Below are 23807 nucleotides of genomic sequence, written 5' to 3'. Positions count from 1 at the left end.
CGGCAGCCCCGGGGGATACCCGCCTGGCGGCACCTCTGTCATGGGCCCGTCATTCACTCGCGTACAGTGCGGGCATTCCATCTGCCGCCCGACAACGCCCATGCAACCATCCTCCTTTGAGAACCGCGTGTTCCTGATTCTCCTGACACTGGTCACGCTCGCCTTCGGCGCGATCCTGTGGCAGTTTCATGGTGCGGTTTTCTGGGGCGTGGTGCTGGCGATCCTGTTTGCGCCACTGCACCGCCGGCTGCTGCGGCGCATGCCCGGCAGCCCCAACCTGGCGGCCCTCGCCACCCTGGGGCTGTGCCTGGTGGTTGTCATTTTGCCCATGACCCTGATCGCTGCATCGCTGGTCCAGGAAGCCACCGGCATCTATGACCGCCTCAAATCAGGCCAGCTGAATTTTGGCCAGTATCTGCAGCAGATCATTGCCGCCCTGCCCGCCTGGGCCGCCGGCCTGCTGGACCGGTTCAACCTCACCACCCTGGGCGAGCTGCAGGAAAAGCTGTCGTCCTTCGCGGTGCAGGCCAGCCAGTTTGTTGCGACCAAGGCGCTGAACATCGGGCAGAACACGCTGGAGTTCGTGGTGGGCTTCGGCGTCATGCTGTACCTGCTGTTCTTTCTGCTGCGCGACGGCGCCGCGCTGGCCAAACGCATCGGCCACGCCATGCCGCTCGACCACGAGCACAAGCGCCAGCTGGCCGACAAGTTCACCACCGTCATCCGGGCCACCGTCAAGGGCAACATCGTGGTGGCAGCCTCGCAAGGGGCGCTGGGCGGCCTGATTTTCTGGATTCTGGGCATTCAGGGGCCCGTGCTGTGGGGCGTGGCCATGGCGTTTCTGTCGCTGCTGCCCGCCGTGGGCGCAGGTCTTGTCTGGGGGCCGGTGGCGCTCTACTTTCTGGCCACCGGCGCCGTCGCGCAGGGCGTGGTACTCACCTTGTATGGCGTTGGCGTGATCGGGCTTGTGGACAACGTGCTGCGCCCCATTCTCGTGGGCAAGGACACCAAGATGCCCGACTATGTGGTGCTGATCTCCACACTGGGCGGCATGGCGCTGTTCGGGCTGACCGGGTTTGTCATCGGCCCTGCCATTGCGGCATTGTTCATTGCCAGCTGGGACTTGTTCGCTCCGCCCAATTCGCCGGCCATCCCGCCCGGTCCGAAGCGCTGAACCGGGCCGGGCACTGCGGTTTTCTCCAGAAATTGCGCTGAATAAAGCTATGAATTAGATAGCTTTTACCGCTTTACCCATAAGCGCTGCAGGCCATTTTTACTTGAAAAATTGGTTGCAGGCCGCTCATGCGCGATGCACCGCCTAACCATATGCGCAAACCTTCGTTGGCTTGGTGCGCATCCAAACCTACGCTGCAGCCTTCGACCTGTTTCCCCTTCGAAGGACTGCGCACCATGACCTTAGCCACCAGCCGCCGCTCGGCGCTGAAAACCCTCACCGCCCTGACCGCCGCCAGCTGGGGCCTCGCCGCCTGCTCGCGCCCCGATGAGCAGGCCGCATCCACCGCTGGCGCCACCGCACCGGCGGCGGCCAGCAGCAGCAAGATCGTCGAATTCCTCTATCCCGACAACCCCTCGTTCGACCTGATCTACCTGGCCGACCGCCTGGGCTATTTCGAGGGCACCAGCACCCGGCCCAAGTACGTGGGCAAGGTGGCCGCGCCGCAGATCATTCCGCTCGTGGGCACGGGCGACATCCACTTTGGCGCGCGCATGGTGCCGCTGGTGATCTCGGCCATTGCCAGTGGCGCCGACATGAAGGTGGTGGCCGCAGGCGGCAAAACGCTGCAGGAAGCGCCCCACATGAAGTACTTCGTGAAAAAGAGCTCGGGCATCCGCCAGCCCAAGGACCTCGAAGGCAAGACCATCGGCTTCAACAGCTTTGGCGCCTGCGCCGAGTTCGTCACCAAGAAATACCTGCGCGAGCACGGCGTGGACGTGAACAAGATCAACTTCATCGTGGTGCCCGACAACCAGAACGAGCAGGCCGTGGCCACCGGCAATGTGGACCTGGCCATCATCCACCCGCCGCACTCGGGCGGCGCCGAAGCCAACACCGACCTGCTGCGCCTGTGGAGCGATTTCGACCTGGACGGAGGCCTCGGCGGCATGTCGCCCTACAGCGTGAACGGCCAATTTGCGCGCGAAAACCCGCAGGCCGTGCGCGACGTGGTGGCCGCCCTGGCCAAGGCAGGCAACTGGGTCAACGCCAACCCCGAGGAGGCCCGCAAATACACGGCCGAGCGCATCGGAATGGACCTCAAGCATGTGGAGCGCTACGCCTATGTGGACAACCAGCTCATCACCGAGCCGCCGATCCAGTACTACATCGACATCCTGCAGGCCGAGGGCAAGCTGGCCCCCGGCAAGGTCAAGGTGGCCGACGTGTACACCAACGAATTCAACCCGCACGCCAAGGGCTGACCCCATGAGTGATGCCAAGATCGTGGCGCGCGGCGTGCAGATGGACTTTCAGGTCCGCGACGAGCTCGGCCAGAAAAAGACCATTTCCGCGCTGAAGAACTTCGACCTGGACGTGCGCCCCGGCGAGTTCTTCACCATCCTCGGGCCTTCGGGCTGCGGGAAATCCACCTTTCTCAGCATGCTGGCTGGCCTGTCGCGCAAGACCGGCGGCAGCATCACCATCGACGGCCGCCCCGCCGAGGGCATCAACCAGCACCAGGGCGTGGTGTTCCAGGGCTACGCGCTGTTTCCGTGGCGCACGGTGCTGCGCAACATCGAGGTGGGGCTGGAGATCCGCAAGCTGCCCAAGGCCGAGCGCCGGCGCACCGCGCAGGAGTTTCTGGAACTGGTGGGGCTGGAAGGCTTCGGCCACCGCTACCCGCACGAGCTGTCGGGCGGCATGCGCCAGCGCGTGGCCATTGCGCGCTCGCTGGCCTACAACCCCGACCTGCTGCTGATGGACGAGCCCTTTGCCGCGCTCGATGCGCAGACCCGCGAAATCCTGCAGTCCGAGCTGCTGCGCATCTGGGAGCTGCACAAGAAAACCATCGTCTTCATCACGCACAGTCTCGACGAGGCGATCTACCTGTCGGACCGCATCGCCGTGATGACGCACCGGCCCGGCCGCATCAAGGCCATCCTCGACGTGCCGCTGCCGCGCCCGCGCGCCCCGGAAATCCGCAACTCCACCGCATTTGTGCAGTTGCGCCAGCAAGCCTGGGAAATCCTGCGCGACGAGGTGGCCTTTGCCAGCAACCACCGGCAAGAGCCCCTGGCCCCGCTGGTGCCCACCGCGCCGGACTTTCGCCTGGCCCTCACCGGATTTGCCGTATGAACACTTCTGCCATTTCGACCGCCGGGCCGGCCCCGGCACAACGCCCTGCCCCGCACACCGGCCTGCTGCACACCCTGCGGCGCGGCCTGGAACGCAGCGCCTGCATCGTGCTGTTTCTCGCCGTGTGGGAGCTACTGCCCCGCGCGGGCTGGGTGAACCCGGCGTTTCTGAGCCCGCCCTCCGACGTGGTGCGCGCCATCGCCACCCTGGTGGACAACGGCCAGCTCTGGAAACATGTCACCGCCAGCCTGCAACGCTCGCTGGTCGGCCTGCTGCTGGCCATCACCAGCGGCGTGGGCCTGGGGCTGCTGATGGGCGCCATCCAGCGATTTGAAGCCTTTGTGGATCCGCTGCTGCAACTGTTTCGCCAGGTGTCGGCGTTTGCGCTGTTTCCGGTGTTCCTGCTGTTCCTGGGCATTGGCGAGTCGTCCAAGGTGGCCATCATCTTCTGGGCCGCATTCTGGCCGGTGCTGCTTAACACCATCGGTGGCGTCAAGCAGGTGGACAAGCTGCTGGTGCATTCGGCGCTGTCGATGGGGGCTTCGCGCAGCTACATCTTTTTCAGGGTGGTGCTGCCGGCGGCCTCGCCCTCGATCTTCACGGGCATCCGGCTCGCGGGTGCCTACTCGATCACGGCGCTGGTCGCGGCAGAAATGATTGGCGCCCATGCCGGGCTGGGCTTTCTCACCCTGAACGCGCAGGAAATCTTCCAGATCCCCACCATGTACGCGGGCATCCTGCTGCTGGCCTTGCTTGGGCTGGGCCTGAACTATGCGCTGGCCCTGATCGAAGCCAGGCTCACCGGCTGGCGCAAAGGGCTGGAGTTCCATGGCTGAGGCCGGTGCATTGCCGCCAGACAAAGCCACGCGGCCGCGCACACCGTGGCGCCGGGCGCAAGCGCACGGGTGGCTGGCAGCGCTGATCGCATTGGGTGTGGCCGGATGGGTGGGCCTGTCCAGCCCACCAGCGGCCGCACACCGGTGGCTGCATGCCTTGGCGCCAACCGCCTTCACGCTGCCCGCACCCGGCCCCTTGCTGCTGCAGGCGCGCGAGCGCGGTGTGCTGCGCGTAGGCGTGCGCGAATATCCACGCCCGTCCCCGCCCGGCGATCCGCAGCCCGCTGAGCCCGACAACTACGACGCGGGCCTGGCCCGGCACATTGCGCAGCAGCTGGGCGTGGCGGTGCAACTGGTGGGCCTGGCCCCCCAACAGGTGGCAGCGGCCACGGCGGCAGGGCAGGTGGATCTGGTGCTGGCGGGCAGCCCGAATGGCCAGGCAGCCGCGCCGGCCACCTTGCGCGGCACGGTGCCCTATGTGAAGGGGCCGGGCCGCATCGTCGTGCTGCGCAAGAGCCCGCTGGAGCGCCCGGCCCAGTTGGCCGGTCAGAACGTATGCGTTGCCCTGGGCAGCCCCTACGCCCAGCCCCTGCGCGAGCGACTGGGCGCACGCCCGGTGCATTTCCGCTCTGCCGTGCATGCCGTCAGCGCCTTCATGGCCGGCGAATGTGCGGCGCTGGCCGAAGACGAAGGCCTGCTGCAACGGCTACTAGCGCAGACCGAGTGGCGCTTTTACCGCGTGTTCGACGATGCCATCGCGCCCGCGCCTTCAGCCCGGGTGCTGCTGGCTCAAGCCGACCCCGATTCGGCCCGTCACCTTGATGCCCTGCTGGACCAGTGGCGTGCCCAGGGGCTGCAAGCGCAGGCCCGGCTGCAACGCACCAGCGAAGTCATGCTCGAAGTGGCCCTGCTGCAGGACGGCGCCATCTGCCACTGAGGGGCCTTGGCCCCACTTTTTCTCCCCGCCCCCGTCTTTTCTTTTCGACCATGCCTTTTGACCTTACCGACCTCCTGCACACCCTGCGCCAAACCGCCGTTGAACGCGACCGCCAGGGCGGCCACGCCACCTTCGAAAAGGCGCAGATCCGCGAAGCCGGCCTGCTGCGCCTGGCCATTCCCCAAGAACACGGTGGCCTCGCGCTGCCCTGGCCAGACATCTATCGCCTGGTGCGCCAGCTGGCCGCAGTGGACAGTTCCCTGGCCCACCTGCTGGCCTTTCACCAGCTGCAGGTGGCCACCGTGCTCATCTACGGCAATGCCGAGCAGCAGCGCCGCTGGCTGCGCCGCACGGCCGATGAGCAAGGCTGGTGGGGCAATGCCCTGAACCCGCGCGACACCCGGCTGCTGGCCGAGGGCGAGGGGCCGAGCTTTGTGCTTGATGGCACCAAGGGCTTTTGCTCCGGCACGCGCGGATCGAGCTACATGACGGTGTCGGCCCGCCACCCCGATGGCGACCAGCCCGTGCTGGGCATCCTCGCCACGCAGACGCCAGGCATTTCGGTGCAGGAAGACTGGGACCCCATCGGCCAGCGGCAGACCGACAGCGGCTCGGTGCGCTTTGACCGGGTGCTGCTGGCGGGCGCTGATGTGATGCGCGACCACCACACGCCCCCCACCGTGTTCCACACCCTGCGCAACTGCCTGGCGCAGCTGGTGCTGGTAAACCTGTACCTGGGCATTGCCCAGGGCGCGCAGCAGGAGGCCCGCCAGTACGCCCATGCCGAAGGCCGCCCCTGGATTGCCGCCGCAGTGGATCGCGCCACCGAAGACCCCTACCTGCTCAACCGCATGGGCGACATGCAAGCCCAGATTGCCGCCGCCACCGCCCTGGCCGAGCGCGCATCGCAGGCGGTGCAGGCCGCCTGGGAGCGCGGCCAGTCGCTGACCGCAGCGCAGCGCGGCGAAGTGGCCCTGGCCGTGGCCGAAGCCAAGGTCATTGCGCACCGCGCGGGCCTGTTTGCCAGCCAGGAACTGTTTGAAGTGGTGGGCTCGCGGGGCACCCGCGCCAGCCTGGGGTATGACCGCTTCTGGCGCAACGTGCGCACGCACACCCTGCACGATCCGCTGGACTACAAGCTCCAGACCTTGGGCCGCTGGGCCCTCAATGGCGAGCTTCCGCAGCCTGCGAACTACAGCTGAATAATGGCGGGCCAGCCCACAGCACGGGGGCCAGCCCGCCGGGTCCTCAGGCCGCCTTCACCGCATGGGTATAGCGACTCTCGGGCCGGGCCAGCCCAAGATTTTCGCGCAGCGTGCTGCCTTCGTAGGCGGTGCGAAACAGGCCACGGCGCTGCAGCTCGGGAATGACCAGGTCCACGAACTCGTCCAGTGACTGCGGCAGCACGGGGGGCATCACATTGAAGCCATCGGCTGCGCCATTTTCAAACCACTCCTGCATGCGGTCGGCAATGGTCTCTGGCGTGCCAATCACCACCCAGTGGCCGCGCGCACCCGCCAGGTATTCATAAAGCTGGCGCAGGGTGTAGCCCTCGCGCCGCGCCAGCTCGATCACCACATGTGCGCGGCTGTTCACGCCCTTGGGTGGCTCGGGGTAATACGGCGGCGGGGCATCCAGGTCCCAGCGCTGCAGCTCGTCGAGTGGCCAGAATGGTGCCAGCGTTGCCAGGCCCACCGAGGGGTGAATCAGCGCCTGCAGCTCCGCCCACTTGGCCTCGGCCTCTTCCTGCGTGCGGCCGATCACCGGCGAGATGCCGGGCAGCACCAGCAGTTCTTCGGGCCGGCGGCCGTACTTGGCCATGCGCCCTTTCACATCGCTGTAGAAAGCCTGCGCTTCGGCCAGGCTGGTCCAGGCCGTGAAGATGGCCTCGGCCGTGGCGGCGGCCAGCTCCTTGCCGTCTTCCGACGAGCCGGCCTGCACGATCACCGGGTAGCCCTGCGGCGGGCGCTCGATGTTCAGCGGCCCCTCCACCTTGAGATGCTTGCCCACGTGGTTGAGCTTGTGCAGTTTCTGCGGGTCGAAATACACGCCCGAGGCGCGGTCGCGCACAAAGGCATCGTCGTCAAAGCTGTCCCACAGGCCCTTGACCACGTCCACGAACTCATGGGCGCGCTCATAGCGCACGGCGGGGTCGGGGTGGGCCGCCAGGCCGAAGTTGCCGTGCACCGAATCGGCGCTGGTGGTCACCACGTTCCAGGCGGCGCGGCCCTTGCTGATGTGGTCGAGCGAGGCGAACTTGCGCGCCAGCAGAAACGGGTCTTCGTAGGTGGTCGAGGCCGTTGCGACAAAGCCGATGTGCCGCGTCACGGCCGACAGCGCGGCCCACAGCGTGACGGGCTCGAAATGCGACATGCGCCCCTGGCGACTGAACGATTCCTCGTCGCCCGTGTGCTTGATGCCGGGGCTGTCGGCCACGAACACCTGGTCAAACAGACCCCGCTCGGCCGTCTTGGCCAGCGCGATGTAGTGGTCGATGTTGATACCGGCGTCGGCCTGCGCACCGGGGTGGCGCCACGCAGCGATGTGGTGGCCGGTGGCCATGATGAAAGCGCCGAGGCGCAGCTTGCGTTGGGTCATCGGGGTTCCTTGAGCGAAGAGGGTCTTGAGGCAGCCCGGCCCGCTGCAAAGGGGGCCGGCTGTTGCCACGTTACCCAGCCCCCGCGCGCTGTGAACGCAGAATTTCGAGGAACCATATGCGCACGGCGCAGACTGGACGCCACTGCATTCACAATTCCTCCCCCCCCACCGGGCCGCCTGGCATCCCCACGCATCGACCGCTACCGCCGCTCCTACGAAGGCATCGAAAACCCGCGCGAGGCCATGCAGGCCTCCCTGGACTGGGCGTTCGGGCTGGTGGAGCGGCTGGGCGCGCGATGGCACTTACGGGTTCCGGGTGATCTGAAGCATTTATTTTGATAGCTGCCCGCGCTTTATCCATATGCGCTAGCGTCAATTTCATTTGATTTTCTGCTGTGCAGAAGCATCCTTGCGACCGAGGCGAACACCGCCCCTTGACAAGACACTGTGATTAAAATCAGTGCCTTGCCGAGGCGGCCCCATGACGGCACAACTCCCCACCCCCCTTCCCATCGCCCTCACCCGCTTTCACCGCACGCGCCTCATGCAGATCTGGCGCTCGGCCGGCTGGCCGTGCAAGGACGGGCTGGAGATCGATCTGCTGGCCGCCGGGCTGATTGCGCCGTACCAGACGCCCGAGGGGTTTGAGACGCTCAAGCTCACCGATGAAGGCATCCGCACGCTGGCCCTGGCACGCCAGCGCAGCGTGCGGGCGCTGAGTGCCCACGACCGCCTGGCGCAGAAGTTTGCAGCACAGCTGCTGACGGCCGGGCGCATTGTGTGGACCGAGCTGTCGCTGCGCGCAGTGATTGAAGGAGGCCCGTCTCCTGCCACGACAACCGCGGCGCCCCCCGGCGCAGCGCCTGACATGCCCCCGTTGTGGAGCGACGACGAAACCCCCGCCTCGCGCACCGCCGCCAACGTGTGGCGCATGGCGCGGCCCGACCTTTTTTCAGTGCGCAATACCTCGGTGCCCGCCTACCTGCAGCCCATGGTGCACGAGATCAAGTACAGCCGGGCGGACCTGCTGTCGGACCTGCGCCACGGCGCAAAGCGCCAGGCCTACCAGTGGCTGTGCGAGGAGTGCTATTACGTGTTCCCGGCCGGCGTGGCCGAGGCGCACGAGATACCCGAGCACTTCGGCATCTGGGTGCTGCACGGCGGGCTTGACGATGGCCATTTCGAGATGCTGCGGCCCGCGCGCCATGCCCGTTGCACCCTGCCCTTTGCCGTGTGGATGGCCCTGTGCAAGGCCACACCGCTGCGCAGCGAGCGCGATCGGGCCCAGGCCCACCTGGGCGGGCCCGCCGCTGGCGAACTGCCGCCGGACGACAGCGGCCCACCCGGCGCCGACACCCCATGACCTACACCGTGGCGGTGCGCGAGCTGTGCGAGTTCACGGCCAAGCAGGGCGACCTGGACCTGCGCTTCACGCCCGCCCCCACCGCACTGGAGGGCATGGCGGGCCACGCCGTGGCCGCAGCGCGCCGGGGCGCGGGCTACCGGGCCGAGGTGGCGCTGAGCGGCAGCTACCAGACGCTGCAGGTGCGCGGCCGGGCCGATGGCTACGACCCCGAGCGCCAGCGCATCGACGAGGTCAAGACCTTCAAGGGCCGGCTAGACCGCCAGCCGGCATCGCACCGCGCGCTGCACTGGGCGCAGGCCAAGGTGTATGGCTGGCTGCTGTGCCAGCAAGAACAGCTGGCGCACATCGACGTGGCGCTGGTTTACCTGGACGTGGGCACCCAGCAGGAGACCGTGTTCACTCAGCGCTGCGCCGCCGACGACCTGCGCCAGCACTTTGAGGCGCAGTGCCAGCGCTTTATCGCCTGGGCCGCACAACAGATGGCCCACCGCACGGCGCGCGACGCGGCGCTCACGGCGCTGACCTTTCCGTTCGGCGGCTTTCGCACCGGCCAGCGCCCACTGGCCGAAGCCGTGTACAAGGCCGCCACTGCCGGCTGCTGCCTGCTGGCACAGGCGCCCACGGGCATTGGCAAGACCATGGGCACGCTGTTTCCGCTGCTCAAGGCAGTGCCTGCGCAGCAGATCGACAAGGTGTTTTTTCTGGCGGCCAAGACCTCGGGGCGGCAGACGGCGCTCGACGCCCTCTCGCGCCTTTCCGACCGCGCCCCCGCCCTGCCGCTGCGGGTGCTGGAGCTGGTGGCGCGCGACAAGGCCTGTGAGCACCCGGGCAACGCCTGCCATGGCGAATCGTGCCCGCTGGCCCAGGGCTTTTACGACCGGTTGCCGGCCGCACGCGCTGCCGCCGTGGCGAATGGAGAAGCCGGTGGCACCGCGGCGCTGCACCAGGCCCAGGTGCGCAAGGTGGCGCTGCAGCACCAGGTGTGCCCCTACTACCTGAGCCAGGAAATCGCGCGCTGGGCCGATGTGGTGGTGGGCGACTACAACTATTACTTCGACCTGGGCGGCCTGCTGCACGGCCTGACCCAGGCCAACCAGTGGCGCACCGCATTGCTGGTGGACGAGGCGCACAACCTGGTCGAGCGCGGCCGCAAGATGTACACAGCCGAGCTGCGCCCGGCTGCCCTGGCCGAGGCCCGCCGCAGCGCCACCGCTGCGCGCCATGCCCCGGTGAAGAAGGCGCTGGACAAGGTGCGCCGCTGCTGGGTGGCACTCGACAAGGCGCAGGCCAGCGCCTACGCGGTCCACGACACCTTCCCCGACAAGCTGCTGGCCGCGCTGCAGCAATGCGGCAGCACGCTGACCGAGCACTTCACCGACCACCCCACCGAGCCCGACGCGGCGCTGCAGGCGTTCTACTTCGACGCCCTGCACCTGGTGCACATGGCCGAGCTGCTGGGCGCGCATTCGATGGTGGACATCACCCAACCCACCCATTCCTACAACGGCAAAGCCACCACGCCGGGCGATTCCACCCTGTGCATCCGCAACGTGGTGCCCGCGCCGTTTCTGCAGCCGCGGCTGGCGGCCGCGCACACCAGCACGCTGTTCTCGGCCACGTTGCAGCCCGCGCGCTACTACGCAGACCTGCTGGGGCTGCCGGCAGACCATTGGTGGGTTGACGTCGAATCGCCCTTTCACGCCGCGCAGCTGCAGGTGCAGGTGGCACGCCACATCTCCACGCGCTTCCCGCACCGCGCCGCATCGCTGCATCCCATCGTGGCGCTGATGGCCCGGCAGTTCCAGGCGCGCCCCGGCAACTACCTGGCATTTTTCAGCAGCTACGACTACCTGCAGCAGGTGGCGGCGCTGTTTGCGCAGCGTCACCCCGAGGTGCCCCACTGGTGCCAGACACGCCGCATGCTGGAGGCCGAGCAGCGCGCGTTTCTGGACCGCTTCACCCCCACCAGCCAGGGCATTGCGTTTGCCGTGCTGGGCGGCGCATTTGCCGAGGGCATCGACCTGCCCGGAAAGCGGCTCGTCGGCGCCTTTCTGGCCACGCTGGGGCTGCCGCAGATCAACCCGGTCAACGAACAGATTCGCGAGCGCATGCACGCCCTGTTTGGCGCGGGCTATGACTACACCTACCTGTATCCCGGCCTGCAAAAGGTGGTGCAGGCGGCGGGGCGCGTGATACGCACGCCCAGCGACGAAGGCGTGGTGCACCTGATGGACGACCGGTTCGGGCACGCGCAGGTGCGGGCGCTGCTGCCGCACTGGTGGGGGCTCCACCCACGGGCGGGCACGCCGGTCCCGCGCCAGGACCTGGACGGGCACGCGCCATTACCCCTGCCGCGCCCCGCCTCGAAAATATCAATTTGATAGCTGCTGGCGCTTTTCTGCAAATCGCCAGCAGCCATTTCGACTCAGAAGTTCTCTAACCGGTTCTCTGGCGCCCGCAAACCCTCGTTGGCGCTCAGGGTGTAGGCCGCGTGCCCGGTGCGCAGCACGCCGCGCTGGCGACCAAGGAAATCAGGTTTCGGTATGTCCCGCCTTGCTCAGGCTTTGCTGCACGGCCTTCTCCACCGCCTCGCGCGTGAGCGTGGGCACGAAACTCTCGATGAAGTGATAGGCATAGCCGCGCAGCCATGCCCCTTTGCGCAGGGCCAGCCGCGTGAGGTTGACCTCGAACAGATGGCCGGCATCGATCATGCGCAGATGCCGGTCGCGCTCGGGGTCCACGGCAATCGAGGCGACGATGCCCACGCCCATGTCCAGCTCCACATAGGTCTTGATGACATCGGCATCCATGGCGGTGAGCACGATGTCGGGGGCCAGCCCCTCGCGGGCAAAGGCCTCGTCGATATGGGCGCGGCCCGTGTAGCCGAGTTCGTAAGTGATGATGGGGTATTGCGCCAGCTGCTCCAGCGTGACCGGTTCGCTCTGCTGCAGCAGCGCATGGCCCGGTGGCACGACGATGCTGTGCGTCCAGCGGTAGCAAGGCAGCGTGACCAGCGCGTCGTAGCCTGCCAGCGCCTCGGTGGCCACGCCGATGTCGGCCTCACCGCTGAGCAGCATCTCGGCCACCTGGCGTGGCGAGCCCTGGTGCAGGTGCAGCGAAACCTGCGGGAACAGCGTGCGAAAGTCGCGCACCACCTGCGGCAATGCATAGCGCGCCTGCGAATGCGTGGCCGCCACCGACAGGCGCCCCTGCGCGCTGGCGCTGAAATCCTGCCCGGCCCGGCGCAGGTTGTCCGACTCCAGCAGCAGGCGTTCGACGATGGGCAGCAGGGTTTCGCCGGGCGGCGTGAGGCCCGTGAGCCGCTTGCCGGCGCGCACAAAGATCTCCACGCCCAGCTCTTCCTCCAGCTCGCGGATCTGGCGGCTTACGCCGGGCTGCGAGGTGTGGAGCATGGCCGCCACCTCGGTCAGGTTGAAGCCGCGGCGCACGGTTTCGCGCACGGAGCGCAGTTGCTGAAAATTCATGGGTCCCAATGAGGAGGCCCCGCAATGCAGGGTCTTTACTATTATTTTTATAGCTGCCAGCGCTTACCTATCAAGCGCGAGCAGCCATTTTGACTCAAACCGTGTTACAGCTTGGCGATCGACACCTCGGTGGATTTGACGAGCGCCACCACGTCCGAGCCCACCACCAGGGCCAGATCGTCCACCGAGCGGGTGGTGATGACCGAGGTGACGATGCCCCACGGGGTTTCGACATCGACTTCGGAGACGACATCGCCGCGAATGATCTCGCGCACTTTGCCCATGAACTGGTTGCGTACGTTGATGGCTTGAATGGACATGGGGTTCTCCTTGATAAGTCCGTTGAAAAAATTCAGTCAGTGAAAGCAATAAAAGAAAAATCAGACTGCCCAGCGCAAGCCGTGCGCGGGCACGCCGGGCCATGCCGATTCGTGCGCCGGCTCACCCTCGGGCTTTTGCAGCACGCGGTCGAGAATGCGTTTTTCGATGGCGGCAAACGCCGCGTCGCCATGCGAGCGGGGCCGGGGCAGGTCGATGCGCTGGTCCAGCGCGATCTGGCCGTCCTCGATCAGGATCACGCGGTCGGCCAGGGCCACGGCTTCCTGCACGTCGTGGGTGACCAGCAGCGCGGTGAAGCCGCTGGCCTGCCACAGGCCTTCGATGAGGCGGTGCATCTCTATGCGGGTGAGCGCGTCGAGCGCACCCAGGGGTTCATCGAGCAGCAGCAGGCGCGGGTTGTGCACCAGCGCACGGGCCAGGGCCACGCGCTGGCGCTGGCCGCCCGACAGGCGCGCCGGCCATTCGCCCAGGCGGTCGCCCAGGCCCACGCGGGCCAGCACGTCAGCGGCCGCGCTGCGCCGCTCGGGCGGCAGCCCCAGGGCCACGTTGTCGGCCACGCGCTTCCAGGGCAGCAGGCGCGAGTCCTGGAACATGATGCGGGTGTCCTCGCTGAGGCCCGCGATGTCTTTGCCGTCCAGGCGAATTGCACCGCCTGAGACGGATTCAAGCCCCGCCACCAGGCGCAGCAGCGTGCTCTTGCCGCAGCCGCTGCGGCCCACGATGGCCACGAACTGGCCGGGTTCGATGGTGAGCTCGGCCTTCTTGAGCACGTCGCGGGCGCCATAGCGCTTGTCCACGTTGCGCACTTCCAGGCGCACGCCTTGGGGCTGCAGAGATGAATGAATGGTCAAAATGGCCTCCTGCGCTTATAAATAAAACGCTAGCAGCTATAAAAATAGGAGTTATCAGGCTCAATGATTGCAATGGGCGCTGCCCCATGCGCGGGACTCCGCGCAGCGGCTCAGGGGGCTCCATACCCTGGATGCCAGCGCAACCAATAGCGCTCGAGCCCCTTGGCAAACAGATCGGCCAGCTTGCCCAGCAGGGCATACAACAGGATGCCCACGAGCACGATGTCGGTCTGCAAAAACTCGCGCGCATTCATCGTGAGATAGCCGATGCCGGCCTGCGCAGAGATGGTCTCGGCCACGATCAGGATCACCCACATCAGGCCCAGCGAGAAGCGCAGCCCCACGAGGATGCTGGAGAGCGCGCCGGGCAGGATGATCTGCTGGTAGAGCTGCCAGCGGCCCAGGCCGTAGGTGCGCCCCATCTCGATCAGGCCGGGGTCCACATTGCGGATGCCGTGGAAGGTGTTGAGGTAGATCGGGAAGAACACCGACACGCTGATGAGGAACAGCTTGGCCGACTCATCGATGCCGAACCACAGGATCACCAGCGGGATGAGCGCCAGCGCGGGGATGTTGCGCACCATCTGGATGGTCGAATCCAGCAGCGTCTCGAACAGCTTGACCGAGCCGGTGAGCAAGCCCAGCAGCAGCCCCAGCCCGCCGCCGATGGCCAGCCCGGCCAGCGCGCGGCCTGCGCTGACCTGGACGTGCGTCCACAGCTCGCCCGACGCGGTCAGTGTCCAGGCCGCCTTCACAACGTCCACCGGCGCGGGCAGCACCCGCGTGGAAAGCCAGCCCAACGACGATGCGATTTGCCACAGCACGATGAGCCCCACGGGCACGGCCCAGGGCAGGAGGCGCTGCGCGACATTGGCGATAAAGCGGACCAGCGGCGCCGGGAGCAAAGGCCCATCGATAGGCAGCTCAACGGGGTCCGCCACAGGTGATATCTGCAGCTCTCGGGTGGTCTGTGTCATGGCGATATTTCCTGTTCGTAATCGGGCTCCAGGAACTCCAGCTGGTTGCCCGCCGGGTCCTTGACGTAAAAGCGCAGGTAGCCGGGCAGCGCGCGGTTTTCCACCAGCGCCAGCTCGGCCTGCAGCAGGCGGTTGCGCAGCGCGGGCAGGTCCTGCACCTCAAAGGCAAGGTGCGACACCGCGGGCGCGGGCTGCCACTGCTCAATGGGCACCAGGTCGATGCGCTGGGTGCCCGCCGCAAAGCGCAGCGTGTTGCCCGCATGCAGCCGCACCTCGCTCAATCCCAGCAGGCTGGCATAAAAGCGCCGGATCGGCGCCTCGGCACCGGCCGGAAAGGCCAGTTGGACATGGTTGATGGACTGGATGCTCATGGCGTGGCTCCTGTGGTGCTGCTTCAGCTTTGCGATGCGCGCGGCACAAAGTCGTTGGCCACGGTCTCGCCAAAGGGGCCCAGCGGATTGCCGCCCGTGAGCTTGTCGCGCAGCTTGAGCGGCAGCAGCGGGAACACGAGCTCGGCAAAGCGATAAGCCTCTTCCAGATGCGGGTAGCCCGACAGCACAAAGGTGTCCAGGCCCAGCGCGGCGTATTCCTCGATGCGCGCGGCCACCGTCTGCGGGTCGCCCACCAGCGCCGTGCCCGCACCGCCACGCACCAGGCCCACGCCGGCCCACAGGTTGGGGCTGATCTCCAGATCCTTGCGGCTGCGCTTGACACCACCTGCGTGCAACGCAGCCATGCGGCGCTGGCCCTCCGAGTCCATGCGCGAAAACACGGCCTGGGCGTGCGCCACCGTGGCGTCGTCCACATGGCTAATGAGCTCTTCGGCCGCCTGCCAGGCCTGCGCGTCGGTCTCGCGCACGATGACGTGCAGGCGAATGCCGAACTTCACGGTGCGGCCGTGTTTTGCCGCACGGGCGCGCACATCGGCCACCTTCTTGGCCACTTCGGCGGGGGCTCGCCCCAGGTCAGGTAGGTTTCCACCTGCTCGGCCGCCAGGTCGTGGGCCGCATTGGACGAACCACCAAAATACACGGGAGGGTGCGGATGCTGCAGCGGTGGGAACAGCAGCTTGGCGCCCTTGACCGACAGGTGCTTGCCTTCGTAGTCCAGCGATTCACCCTGGTGGCTGCGCGCCAGGATTTCGCGCCAGATGCGGATGAACTCGGCCGACTGCTCGTAGCGCGTGGCATGGTCCAGAAACACGCCATCGCCCTCCAGCTCCGCCTGGTCGCCACCGGTCACCAGATTGATCAGCAGCCGGCCACCCGACAGACGGTCAAAACTGGCCGCCATGCGCGCCGCCAATGCGGGCTGGTGCAGACCGGGGCGCACCGCCACCAGGAACTTGAGGTTCTTCGTGACCGCAATCAGGCTCGATGCGATCACCCAGGGGTCTTCGCAAGAACGGCCGGTGGGGATGAGCACGCCTTCGTAGCCCAGGCTGTCGGCAGCCACCGCCACCTGCTTGAGGTAATCGTGGCTGAGCTGGCGCGCGCCCTTGGCGGTGCCGAGATACCGGCTGTCGCCGTGGGTGGGAATGAACCAGAAAATTTGCATGGAACAGGTCTTTCAGTACGAGATGGCAAAGCCGAACTGGGGAGCACGACGCACCAGGCGGCGCTGCTGCACGCTCAGCCCCCAGGCAACGGCCGTCACACACAGAACACGCTGCAGTTGTGCGTGCAATGCAAAGGGCATGGGCGCTGGCATGGCGGGCTCCTTGGGCAGTGGGGGTTACAGCAGATCGACCGGCGCGGCGTGCAGCAGGTTGAGCTTCTTGGGAATGAGCTTGAGGTCGAAGAAGGTGTCGGCAATGGCCTGCTGCTCGGCCAGGATGTCGCGGGTGACGGGCGCCGTGCCGTAGCGGGCGCGGCTCAGGTACAGCTCGGTGATGCCCTTGTCCAGGCCCAGCACCGCAGACAGCTCGGCGGCTGCAGCCGCCTTGTTCCTGGAAATCCAGGTGTCAATGGCATTCACCTCCTCGATGGCAATGCGCAGCACATCGGTGTTCCTGGTCGCGAAATCGCGCGAGGTGAAGTAGTACTGGCGGTTGTTGACGACGCCCGTGGCATCAGCCAGCAGGCGCGCGTCCAGCGTTTTTTGCGCGGCGGCCAGGAACGGGTCCCAGATGATCCAGGCGTCCACCGCGCCCCGTTCAAAGGCGGCACGCGCATCGGCGGGGCCAGGAAAACGGATTGCACGTCGCTGTACTTCAGGCCGTTTTTCTGCAGCAGCTTGACCAGCAGGTACTGCACATTCGAGCCCTTGTTGTAGGCCACGCGCTTGCCCTTGAGGTCGGCCACGCTGCGGATGGGCGAATCCTTGGGCACGATCACGGCCTCCAGCGCGGGGCGCGGCACCGTGGCGCCCGCATAGACCAGCGGCGCACCGGCGGCCTGGGCAAAGATGGGCGGCGCCTCGCCCACGTCACCAAAGTCGATGGAGCCTACGTTGAGCGCTTCGAGCTGCACGGGCCGGCGTTGAACTCTGTCCAGGTGACTTTCACGCCCAGCGGGGCCAGGCGCTTTTCGAGCGTGCCCCTGCCCTTGAGGATGGAAAGCCAGCCCTTTTGATGGCCCACGCGCAACACGCGGCCAGTCGCCTGGGCATACGCCGTGGCGCCGGTGGCACCCAAGGCTGCGGCGGCCAGGCTGGAAAGAAGAACCTGGCGGCGGCTGGAAGAGAAATGCGTTGTCATGGTGGTGTGTCTTTCTGCAATGGCGGGATTCGAAGAAGAATGGCGTGGGCTTTCGTCAGGCCCCGGCGGCAGGCACGGCGGGCACCACCGGCATCAGCAGGAAGGCGCCAATGACCACCAGCGACGCCACCACCAGCAGGGCGATGCCCAGCCAGCGCAAGGCATCGCGCAATCCCAGGAGTTTTGCCGGTGCGTGCACTGGCGCAAATGAAACGGATGGAGTTCGGGACATACAGAGCACCTTTTCTTGCGGGCAGGCAACAGCCCACCCTGCCCATCACATCGGGCAAAACCAGGGAACGAGACGAAAGGACGAAGAAAGCAGCAGGGGCGACACGCGCGGGTGGCGGCGCCCCGGCTGCGTCAGACGCTACATCGCACCTGTGAGAAAGGAATGGGGGCGAACCGGCCGGCATGGGCCTGGCTGGGCCGCAGGCTTTCGGTGATGAGCACGTTCACGGCATCGTCCAGGCGGGCGGCGATGTCGGCGTGCACCTCGTAGGCGCCTTCGGGCGTCACCGAGACCTGCGAGTCGGTGGCGTAGATACCGGGCAGGATGTGCTTGGCGCCCAGCGACTGCAGCACGGGGCGCAGCGCATAGTCGAGCGCCAGCATGTGGTGCGGGCTGCCGCCCGTGGCCAGGGCAACACGGTTTTGTCCTTGAGCGCTGTTTGCGACAACAGATCCAGGAACACCTTGAGCACACCGCTGTAGGCCGCCTTGTAAACGGCGTGGCCACCACCAGCACGCGGGCCTCGGCCACCTGGCCGATGGCCTGGCTGATGCTGCGGTGGCCGGTGTCGGCCAGCAGCAGCGCCTGGGGCGACAGGTCGCGGATGTGGATGCGGTTCACCAGCGCACCCCGCACCGACAGGCGCTGGGCCACAGCATCCAGCAAGGCGGCAGAGCGCGAACGCTCCGAGGGGCTACCAGCGATCAACAAGGCGGACATGGTGTTCTTTCAATTCAATTTTGATAGCTGCCAGCGCTTTATGGATAAGCGCTGGAGGCCAATTTGACCCTTATTTCCGGGTATAGATCTGGTCGAAGCTGGCGTTGTCGGCAAAGTGATCCTTGGCCGCCTTGTCCCAGCCGCCAAAGGCCGCATCAATGGTGAACAGGTTCAGCATGGGGAACTGCTTGGCATACTTGGCTTTGGCCTTTTCAGACACGGCGGGGCGGTAGAAATTCTTGCCCGCGATGTCCTGGCCTTCCTCGGTGTAGAGGAACTTCAGGTATTCCTCGGCCACGGTACGCGTGCCCTTCTTGTCCACGTTCTTGTCCACCACCGTCACCGCCGGCTCGGCCAGGATGGAGATCGACGGCGCAATCACATCGAACTTGGCGCCGAATTCCTTTTCGAGCAGATAGGCTTCGTTTTCCCAGGCAATCAGCACATCACCCTGGTTGCGCTGGGCAAAGGTGATGGTGGACCCCGCGCCCCCGTGTCGAGCACCGGCACGTTGCCGTAGAGCTTGGCTACGAATTCCTTGGCCTTGGCATCGCTGCCGAGCTTGCGCTTGGCGAATTCCCAGGCGGCCAGGTAGTTCCAGCGCGCGCCGCCCGAGGTCTTGGGGTTGGGCGTGATCACGCTGATGCCGGGCTTGACGAGGTCGTCCCAGTCCTTGATGCCCTTGGGGTTACCCTGGCGCACCACCAGCACGATGGTGGAGGTGTAGGGCGAGCTGTTGTGCGGCAGGCGCTTTTGCCAGTCTTTCGGAATCCAGCCACCGTTGGTGTGCAGTGCATCGGTGTCGCCAGCCAGCGCCAGGGTGGCCACGTCGGCGTCCAGCCCGTCGATGATGGAGCGCGCCTGCTTGCCCGAGCCACCATGGCTTTGCTTGATGGTCACATCCTGGCCCGACTTGGCCTTCCAGTGCTTGGCGAAAGCCTGGTTGAACTCGACATACAGCTCGCGGGTCGGGTCGTACGACACGTTGAGCAAGGTCACGGATTGCGCAAACGACGGCAATGCCGTCAGGGCCAAAGCGCTGGCCAGGGCAGCGGCAAAGGGAAACTTGATAAAGTCGCGGCGAAAGTTCATTGGAGGGCCTCTTTGTATGAATGCGGAACCGGTGTAAATCACCGATGAAACGCATTCTGGGAGACACCCTTCAAAACTGAAACTACTGAGATTTCAGTTCTTTATATCCAAATCATCTGAGCAACCCGTTTTGCTCACCCCATCACAAGGAAACCCCATGGCACGCACCGTTCAATGCATCAAGCTCGGCAAGGAAGCAGAAGGCCTCGACTTCCCGCCCTACCCCGGTGAGTTGGGCAAGCGCATCTGGGAAAACGTCAGCAAGCAGGCCTGGGCAGACTGGCTCAAGCATCAAACCATGCTGGTCAATGAAAACCGCCTGAACCTGGCCGACGCCCGCGCCCGCCAGTACCTGGCCCGGCAGATGGAAAACCACTTCTTTGGCGGTGGCGCAGACGCCGCGGCGGGATATGTCCCGCCCAGCGCGTAATGCAATGCAGCGCTGTGATAAGCGGTTTCGCCAAAACCACTTTTTTGGCGGCGGCGCAGACGCCGCGGCAGGCTATGTCCCGCCCAGCGCATAACGCAGTGCAGCGCTGCAAGAAAAGAATTCGCTAAAACCACTTTTTTGGCGGCGGCGCAGACGCTGTGACGGGCCAAGTTCCGCCCAGCGCCTGACGCAGCACCGCGCTGCAGCAGCGCCCCTTTGCAGCCGCCCCCGTTGCATCACTGTGACGGGGGCGTCGTCGTTGTAGAGCCCGCGTCGCCCGGTGGCGGCCCAGGCCCGGCTCCTTGAGGAGATGTTCATGTTGCCGTCGGTGTCATTGCTGGAATCGTTCCAGCTCTCCCAATTCACCACCTTGCTGGTGATTTACCTCGTGGCCATCACGGCCGAAGCCATGTCCGGTGCGCTGGCCGCAGGCCGACGAAACATGGACATTTTCGGCGTCTGCGTGATCGCATTCGTCACGGCGCTGGGGGGCGGAACCATCCGCGACATGGTGCTGGGCCACTACCCGATCGGCTGGACGCAGCACCCCGAGTATGTCTATCTGGTGATTTCCGCGGGTCTGCTGACCACGGTGGTGGCGCGGTCCCTGCACCGGCTCAAGCGCGTGTTCCTGCTGCTGGACGCCCTGGGCCTGATCGCGTTCTCGCTGATCGGATGCAACGTGGCCCTGGAACTGGGCTACCCACCCGTGGTGGTGATTATGTCCGGCATGATCACGGGCATCAGCGGCGGCATCCTGCGCGACGTGCTGTGCAACCAGGTGCCCGTGGTCTTCCGGCGCGAGCTGTACGCCAGCGTATCGCTGGCCGTGTGTTTGCTGTTCCTGGGGCTGCGCACGCTGGAGGTGGAAAACAACCTCAGCACGCTGGTGTGCTTTGCCGGCGGCCTTGCGATGCGGCTGCTGGCACTGCACTACCAGTGGCGCCTGCCCGTTTTTTCCTACCGGCAGCGCTGGGAATGACGCCGCTTCTGCAACCCTCCTGCTCCCACACGCACCATGTCCGAACCCATTGAGTGGCTGCCGGACGGCACCCCCTACAGCCCGCGCTTTGGCGACCGCTACCACAGCGAAAACGGCGGCCTCGACCAGGCCCGCCGCGTGTTTCTGCATGGCTGCGGCCTTCCCGAAGCCTGGGCGGGGCAACCGCAATGGCGCATTCTGGAGACCGGCTTTGGCTTTGGCCTGAACTTTCTGGTGACCTGGGCGGCCTGGCGGGCCGATCCGCAGCGGCCCACGCTGCTGCACTTTGCCTCCACCGAGGCCTGGCCCGTCAGCGCGGCCGATCTGCTGCGGGCTACCAGCGCCCATCCCGAACTCGCGCCAATGGCCGAAGCGTTGCACCGCCAGTGGTGGGGCCTGCTGCCCGGCGTGCACCGGCTGCGGTTTGACGAAGGCCGCGTGCTGCTCACGCTCTGCGTGGGCGACACACAGGCCCTGCTGCGCCAGCAGAGCCTGACCGTGGATTCGATCTACCTCGACGGCTTCAGCCCCCAGCGCAATCCCGAGATCTGGGATCTGCAGACGCTCAAGGCCGTGGCGCGCTGCTGCCGGCGCGGCACAAGTCTGGCCACCTGGACCATTGCCCGCGCCGTGCGCGACGCCCTGGCGCAATGCGGGTTCGAGGTGACGCGCGTGCCGGGCGTGCCGCCCAAGCGCGACAACCTGCATGCCATCTACAACCCGCGCTGGGAACCGCGCACCACGCGCCAGACCGAGGCCACCCCGGCACCGGTGGCCCCCGGCCCCTGCATCATCATCGGTGGCGGTATTGCCGGGGCCGCCACCGCCGCCAGCCTGGCCCGGCGCGGCTGGCAGGTGGTGGTGCTGGACCAGGCCACCGAGCCAGCAGCGGGCGCATCGGCCCTGCCCGCCGGTGTGTTTGCACCCCATGTGTCGCCCGACGACAGCGTGCTGTCGCGCCTGTCGCGCAGCGGCATACGCACCACGCTGCAGCAGGCCGACTGGCTGCTGACCGAGGGCGTGGACTGGGCCCGTTGCGGCGTGCTGGAGCACCGCACCGATGGCACGCCAGGGCTCGCCCCCGACTGGATGGACGGGCCCGGTGCCGCCTGGAGCCAGCCCGCACCGCCCGCAGCCCTGGCGGAGGCCCAATTGCCGCCCGATGCCACGGCCTGCTGGCACCACCAGGCCGGCTGGGTGCGCCCAGCCCGTTTGGCCAAGGCCCTGCTGTCACAACCCGGTATCCGCTGGCAAGGGGATTGCCGCGTGGCCCGGTTGCGGCGCATCGAGCAGGCTGCCGCCGAGGGTTGTGCACCCCTGGCGTGGCAGGCGCTGGACGCCCAGGGCCAGGTGCTCGCCGAGGCGCCCACCCTCGTCATCGCGGCGGGCGCCGGCAGCCTGGAGCTGCTGGACCACCGCTGGCCCCTGCAGCCGGTGCGGGGGCAGGTGTCCTGGGGCCTGCACGCGCACCCCGCCGCGCCGCTGCTGCCGTTCCCGGTCAATGGCCATGGCAACCTGGTTCCCCGGTTTCCGCTGGAAGACAGCCCCGGCGGTCGCACCGCCTGGGTGATGGGCTCGACCTTTGAACGTGATGTGGAAGCCCTGCCGCCCGCCGCGGCCGATGTACGGGCGGCCCACGCCACCAACTGGGCCAAGTTGCAGGCCTTGCTGCCCCGGATAGCGCCGCAGCTGGAGCCCGCGTTCGCCCCCGTGCTGCCCACCCCGGGCGCCGACCCATCGCCTGCGGACAGGCCCCTGGCACAGACCGCTGTTCAGTCCTGGGCTGCCGTGCGCTGCACTGCGCCAGACCGCTTGCCCATCGTGGGCCCGGTCGACGCCTCCAACCTGCCGGGCCTGTGGGTCTGCACGGCCATGGGGGCCCGTGGGCTTTCGTTGGCCCTCTTGTGCGGCGAACTGCTGGCAGCCCGCCTGCAGGGCGAGCCGCTGCCGCTGGACGCAAAGCTTGCCAAAGCGCTGGGCACCGAGCGTCTGCAATAGGCAGGCAGGTGTCAGGCTTGCCACAAACCCTGCACCAGCCCAAAACGCTCGCAAACCCGCGCCAAGCCTTGCTTATAAACAAAAAAGCATATTGGCAGGACAAAACAATAGTTTGCATTCATAAGCCTGCACCCTACATTCGCAGCCATGCATGATTTCGCGTTTGTTTTTGCGGGCTTTGCCGTTGGGCTGATTGTGGGTCTGACCGGCGTGGGCGGCGGCTCGCTGATGACGCCTGTACTGATTTTCTTCTTTGGTGTGAAACCCCATCTGGCCATTGGCACCGACCTGCTGTTCGCCGCCTTCACCAAGATGGGCGGCACCGTGAGCATGGCGCGCCAGCGTCTGGTGCCCTGGCGCGTGGTGGGCCTGTTGTGCGCGGGCAGCATTCCGGCGGCGCTGGCGGCGCTGTGGCTGCTGCACCGCATGGGGCCGGCCACGGCGCAGGCACAAAATCTCATGACCAGCACGCTGGGCATCGCACTGTTGCTCACGGCTGCTGCAACGGCCTACAAGGTGCTGGCGTTCTCGCCCCAACGCCAGGCCGCAGAACTGGCCGCGCGCCGTGCCAACGCAGCCAATGCCGCGGAGCCGCGCCATTGGAGCCTGCCGGTGCTGCTGGGTGCGGTGATCGGCACGCTGGTCACCTTCACCTCGGTGGGCGCGGGGGCCATCGGCGTCACCGTGCTGCTGCTGGTGTTTCCGCACCTGCCGCTGCCGCGTATCATCGCCGCCGACATCGCCTACGCCGTGCCGCTCACGCTGGTGGCGGGCCTGGGCCACGCGTCGCTGGGCTCGGTCGATTGGCCACTGCTGGCGCAACTGCTGGCCGGCTCGCTGCCCGGCATCTGGCTGGGCTCGCGCCTGGTTTCCCGCACGCCGGAGCGCCTGATCCGCTCGGCCCTTTCACTGCTGCTCGCCTGGGCGGGCGCCAAACTCGTTTTGATTTAAGA

20 protein-coding genes and 5 pseudogenes are annotated in these 23807 nt (G+C 66.6%); 13 read left to right on the top strand and 12 right to left on the bottom strand.

What is annotated here, in order from left to right; all coding sequences use genetic code 11:
- Nucleotides 1-100 precede the first annotated feature (100 nt).
- The 6 genes from CBP34_RS08740 to CBP34_RS08715 all read left to right on the top strand — a co-directional run bounded on the left by CBP34_RS08740 (nucleotide 101) and on the right by CBP34_RS08715 (nucleotide 6288).
- Complete coding sequence (locus tag CBP34_RS08740; protein ID WP_094097800.1) at nucleotides 101-1174, top strand: AI-2E family transporter; 1074 nt, start codon at nucleotides 101-103, stop codon at nucleotides 1172-1174.
- Nucleotides 1175-1410: 236 nt separating this feature from the next.
- Complete coding sequence (locus tag CBP34_RS08735; protein WP_094097799.1) at nucleotides 1411-2439, top strand: ABC transporter substrate-binding protein; 1029 nt, start codon at nucleotides 1411-1413, stop codon at nucleotides 2437-2439.
- Nucleotides 2440-2443: 4 nt separating this feature from the next.
- Complete coding sequence (locus CBP34_RS08730) at nucleotides 2444-3313, top strand: ABC transporter ATP-binding protein (RefSeq protein WP_086912271.1); 870 nt, start codon at nucleotides 2444-2446, stop codon at nucleotides 3311-3313.
- Nucleotides 3310-4149 (top strand): ABC transporter permease, encoded by an 840-nt coding sequence (locus CBP34_RS08725; RefSeq protein ID WP_157896452.1) that lies wholly within the window; start codon nucleotides 3310-3312, stop codon nucleotides 4147-4149. Before CBP34_RS08730 ends, CBP34_RS08725 begins: the two co-directional genes overlap by 4 nt.
- Nucleotides 4142-5086 (top strand): transporter substrate-binding domain-containing protein, encoded by a 945-nt coding sequence (locus tag CBP34_RS08720; protein WP_086912270.1) that lies wholly within the window; start codon nucleotides 4142-4144, stop codon nucleotides 5084-5086. Before CBP34_RS08725 ends, CBP34_RS08720 begins: the two co-directional genes overlap by 8 nt.
- 50 nt (nucleotides 5087-5136) lie before the next feature.
- The gene (locus CBP34_RS08715) at nucleotides 5137-6288 is read left to right on the top strand and encodes an acyl-CoA dehydrogenase family protein (RefSeq protein ID WP_086912269.1); all 1152 of its coding nucleotides are present in this window, start codon (nucleotides 5137-5139) and stop codon (nucleotides 6286-6288) included.
- Between the two features lie 46 nt (nucleotides 6289-6334).
- Here CBP34_RS08715 and CBP34_RS08710 read toward each other — a convergent pair whose 3' ends face one another.
- Nucleotides 6335-7684: an LLM class flavin-dependent oxidoreductase gene (locus CBP34_RS08710; protein ID WP_086912268.1), complete on the bottom strand. Its 1350-nt coding sequence runs from the start codon at nucleotides 7682-7684 to the stop codon at nucleotides 6335-6337.
- 174 nt (nucleotides 7685-7858) lie between these two features.
- Between CBP34_RS08710 and CBP34_RS19990 the strand changes: the two are divergent.
- The 3 genes and pseudogenes from CBP34_RS19990 to CBP34_RS08695 all read left to right on the top strand — a co-directional run.
- A pseudogene (locus tag CBP34_RS19990) lies at nucleotides 7859-8009 on the top strand (rhodanese-like domain-containing protein); the annotation flags it as partial.
- Between the two features lie 219 nt (nucleotides 8010-8228).
- Nucleotides 8229-9047: a hypothetical protein gene (locus CBP34_RS08700; RefSeq protein ID WP_094099117.1), complete on the top strand. Its 819-nt coding sequence runs from the start codon at nucleotides 8229-8231 to the stop codon at nucleotides 9045-9047.
- The gene (locus tag CBP34_RS08695; RefSeq protein ID WP_094097798.1) at nucleotides 9044-11431 is read left to right on the top strand and encodes an ATP-dependent DNA helicase; all 2388 of its coding nucleotides are present in this window, start codon (nucleotides 9044-9046) and stop codon (nucleotides 11429-11431) included. Before CBP34_RS08700 ends, CBP34_RS08695 begins: the two co-directional genes overlap by 4 nt.
- Nucleotides 11432-11581: 150 nt before the next feature.
- Here CBP34_RS08695 and CBP34_RS08690 read toward each other — a convergent pair whose 3' ends face one another.
- The 11 genes and pseudogenes from CBP34_RS08690 to CBP34_RS08650 form a co-directional block, all read right to left on the bottom strand.
- The gene (locus CBP34_RS08690) at nucleotides 11582-12535 is read right to left on the bottom strand and encodes a CysB family HTH-type transcriptional regulator (RefSeq protein WP_094097797.1); all 954 of its coding nucleotides are present in this window, start codon (nucleotides 12533-12535) and stop codon (nucleotides 11582-11584) included.
- A gap of 104 nt (nucleotides 12536-12639) precedes the next feature.
- Nucleotides 12640-12855 (bottom strand): TOBE domain-containing protein, encoded by a 216-nt coding sequence (locus tag CBP34_RS08685; RefSeq protein WP_094097796.1) that lies wholly within the window; start codon nucleotides 12853-12855, stop codon nucleotides 12640-12642.
- A gap of 60 nt (nucleotides 12856-12915) precedes the next feature.
- Nucleotides 12916-13725 carry an ATP-binding cassette domain-containing protein gene (locus tag CBP34_RS08680; RefSeq protein WP_094097795.1) on the bottom strand — a complete coding sequence of 270 codons (810 nt, stop codon included), beginning with the start codon at nucleotides 13723-13725 and terminating at the stop codon, nucleotides 12916-12918.
- Nucleotides 13726-13835: 110 nt separating this feature from the next.
- A complete protein-coding gene (gene ssuC / locus CBP34_RS08675; RefSeq protein ID WP_094097794.1) occupies nucleotides 13836-14702 on the bottom strand; it encodes an aliphatic sulfonate ABC transporter permease SsuC in 867 nt (288 codons plus the stop codon).
- Nucleotides 14699-15073, bottom strand: a complete 375-nt coding sequence (locus CBP34_RS08670; RefSeq protein ID WP_094097793.1) for a VOC family protein — start codon at nucleotides 15071-15073, stop codon at nucleotides 14699-14701. The genes ssuC and CBP34_RS08670 overlap by 4 nt, the downstream gene beginning before the upstream one ends.
- A gap of 23 nt (nucleotides 15074-15096) precedes the next feature.
- Nucleotides 15097-16259 (bottom strand): annotated as a pseudogene (gene ssuD / locus CBP34_RS08665) (FMNH2-dependent alkanesulfonate monooxygenase).
- Between the two features lie 12 nt (nucleotides 16260-16271).
- Nucleotides 16272-16412 carry a hypothetical protein gene (locus tag CBP34_RS19650; RefSeq protein WP_167372732.1) on the bottom strand — a complete coding sequence of 47 codons (141 nt, stop codon included), beginning with the start codon at nucleotides 16410-16412 and terminating at the stop codon, nucleotides 16272-16274.
- A gap of 24 nt (nucleotides 16413-16436) precedes the next feature.
- Nucleotides 16437-17400: pseudogene (locus tag CBP34_RS08660) on the bottom strand (sulfonate ABC transporter substrate-binding protein).
- A 55-nt stretch (nucleotides 17401-17455) separates the two neighbouring features.
- Complete coding sequence (locus CBP34_RS19405) at nucleotides 17456-17632, bottom strand: hypothetical protein (RefSeq protein ID WP_157896451.1); 177 nt, start codon at nucleotides 17630-17632, stop codon at nucleotides 17456-17458.
- A gap of 131 nt (nucleotides 17633-17763) precedes the next feature.
- Nucleotides 17764-18352, bottom strand: a pseudogene (gene ssuE / locus CBP34_RS08655) (NADPH-dependent FMN reductase).
- 70 nt (nucleotides 18353-18422) lie between these two features.
- Nucleotides 18423-19444, bottom strand: a pseudogene (locus CBP34_RS08650) (sulfate ABC transporter substrate-binding protein).
- 157 nt (nucleotides 19445-19601) lie between these two features.
- Here CBP34_RS08650 and CBP34_RS08645 point away from each other — a divergent pair.
- The 4 genes from CBP34_RS08645 (at nucleotide 19602) to CBP34_RS08630 (ending at nucleotide 23805) form a co-directional block, all read left to right on the top strand.
- Entirely contained in the window at nucleotides 19602-19874 is a 273-nt protein-coding gene (locus CBP34_RS08645; protein WP_086912258.1) for an oxidative damage protection protein, read from the top strand.
- 316 nt (nucleotides 19875-20190) lie between these two features.
- Nucleotides 20191-20856: a trimeric intracellular cation channel family protein gene (locus CBP34_RS08640; RefSeq protein WP_086914052.1), complete on the top strand. Its 666-nt coding sequence runs from the start codon at nucleotides 20191-20193 to the stop codon at nucleotides 20854-20856.
- A gap of 36 nt (nucleotides 20857-20892) precedes the next feature.
- Complete coding sequence (mnmC, locus tag CBP34_RS08635; protein ID WP_094097792.1) at nucleotides 20893-22854, top strand: bifunctional tRNA (5-methylaminomethyl-2-thiouridine)(34)-methyltransferase MnmC2/FAD-dependent 5-carboxymethylaminomethyl-2-thiouridine(34) oxidoreductase MnmC1; 1962 nt, start codon at nucleotides 20893-20895, stop codon at nucleotides 22852-22854.
- Nucleotides 22855-23001: 147 nt separating this feature from the next.
- The gene (locus CBP34_RS08630) at nucleotides 23002-23805 is read left to right on the top strand and encodes a sulfite exporter TauE/SafE family protein (RefSeq protein WP_094097791.1); all 804 of its coding nucleotides are present in this window, start codon (nucleotides 23002-23004) and stop codon (nucleotides 23803-23805) included.
- Nucleotides 23806-23807 lie beyond the last annotated feature (2 nt).

The sequence above is a fragment of the Acidovorax carolinensis genome, assembly GCF_002157145.1.
In the GTDB taxonomy this organism is placed as follows: Bacteria; Pseudomonadota; Gammaproteobacteria; order Burkholderiales; family Burkholderiaceae_C; genus Acidovorax; species Acidovorax carolinensis.
The sequence above is the reverse complement of the archived record's forward strand: the minus strand, read 5'-3'. Positions and strand labels throughout refer to the sequence as shown.

What these genes read in the sequence shown, in the direction of transcription:
- CBP34_RS08715 (WP_086912269.1), top strand. Translation starts at nt 5,137, where the DNA reads ATGCCTTTTGACCTTACCGACCTCCTGCACACCCTGCGCCAAACCGCC.
- CBP34_RS08685 (WP_094097796.1), bottom strand. Translation starts at nt 12,855, where the DNA reads ATGTCCATTCAAGCCATCAACGTACGCAACCAGTTCATGGGCAAAGTG.
- CBP34_RS08700 (WP_094099117.1), top strand. Translation starts at nt 8,229, where the DNA reads ATGCAGATCTGGCGCTCGGCCGGCTGGCCGTGCAAGGACGGGCTGGAG.
- ssuC (WP_094097794.1), bottom strand. Translation starts at nt 14,702, where the DNA reads ATGACACAGACCACCCGAGAGCTGCAGATATCACCTGTGGCGGACCCC.
- CBP34_RS19405 (WP_157896451.1), bottom strand. Translation starts at nt 17,632, where the DNA reads ATGTCCCGAACTCCATCCGTTTCATTTGCGCCAGTGCACGCACCGGCA.
- mnmC (WP_094097792.1), top strand. Translation starts at nt 20,893, where the DNA reads ATGTCCGAACCCATTGAGTGGCTGCCGGACGGCACCCCCTACAGCCCG.
- CBP34_RS08645 (WP_086912258.1), top strand. Translation starts at nt 19,602, where the DNA reads ATGGCACGCACCGTTCAATGCATCAAGCTCGGCAAGGAAGCAGAAGGC.
- CBP34_RS08695 (WP_094097798.1), top strand. Translation starts at nt 9,044, where the DNA reads ATGACCTACACCGTGGCGGTGCGCGAGCTGTGCGAGTTCACGGCCAAG.
- CBP34_RS08630 (WP_094097791.1), top strand. Translation starts at nt 23,002, where the DNA reads ATGCATGATTTCGCGTTTGTTTTTGCGGGCTTTGCCGTTGGGCTGATT.
- CBP34_RS08730 (WP_086912271.1), top strand. Translation starts at nt 2,444, where the DNA reads ATGAGTGATGCCAAGATCGTGGCGCGCGGCGTGCAGATGGACTTTCAG.
- CBP34_RS08640 (WP_086914052.1), top strand. Translation starts at nt 20,191, where the DNA reads ATGTTGCCGTCGGTGTCATTGCTGGAATCGTTCCAGCTCTCCCAATTC.
- CBP34_RS08725 (WP_157896452.1), top strand. Translation starts at nt 3,310, where the DNA reads ATGAACACTTCTGCCATTTCGACCGCCGGGCCGGCCCCGGCACAACGC.
- CBP34_RS08740 (WP_094097800.1), top strand. Translation starts at nt 101, where the DNA reads ATGCAACCATCCTCCTTTGAGAACCGCGTGTTCCTGATTCTCCTGACA.
- CBP34_RS08735 (WP_094097799.1), top strand. Translation starts at nt 1,411, where the DNA reads ATGACCTTAGCCACCAGCCGCCGCTCGGCGCTGAAAACCCTCACCGCC.
- CBP34_RS08710 (WP_086912268.1), bottom strand. Translation starts at nt 7,684, where the DNA reads ATGACCCAACGCAAGCTGCGCCTCGGCGCTTTCATCATGGCCACCGGC.
- CBP34_RS08690 (WP_094097797.1), bottom strand. Translation starts at nt 12,535, where the DNA reads ATGAATTTTCAGCAACTGCGCTCCGTGCGCGAAACCGTGCGCCGCGGC.
- CBP34_RS08720 (WP_086912270.1), top strand. Translation starts at nt 4,142, where the DNA reads ATGGCTGAGGCCGGTGCATTGCCGCCAGACAAAGCCACGCGGCCGCGC.
- CBP34_RS08670 (WP_094097793.1), bottom strand. Translation starts at nt 15,073, where the DNA reads ATGAGCATCCAGTCCATCAACCATGTCCAACTGGCCTTTCCGGCCGGT.
- CBP34_RS19650 (WP_167372732.1), bottom strand. Translation starts at nt 16,412, where the DNA reads ATGCCAGCGCCCATGCCCTTTGCATTGCACGCACAACTGCAGCGTGTT.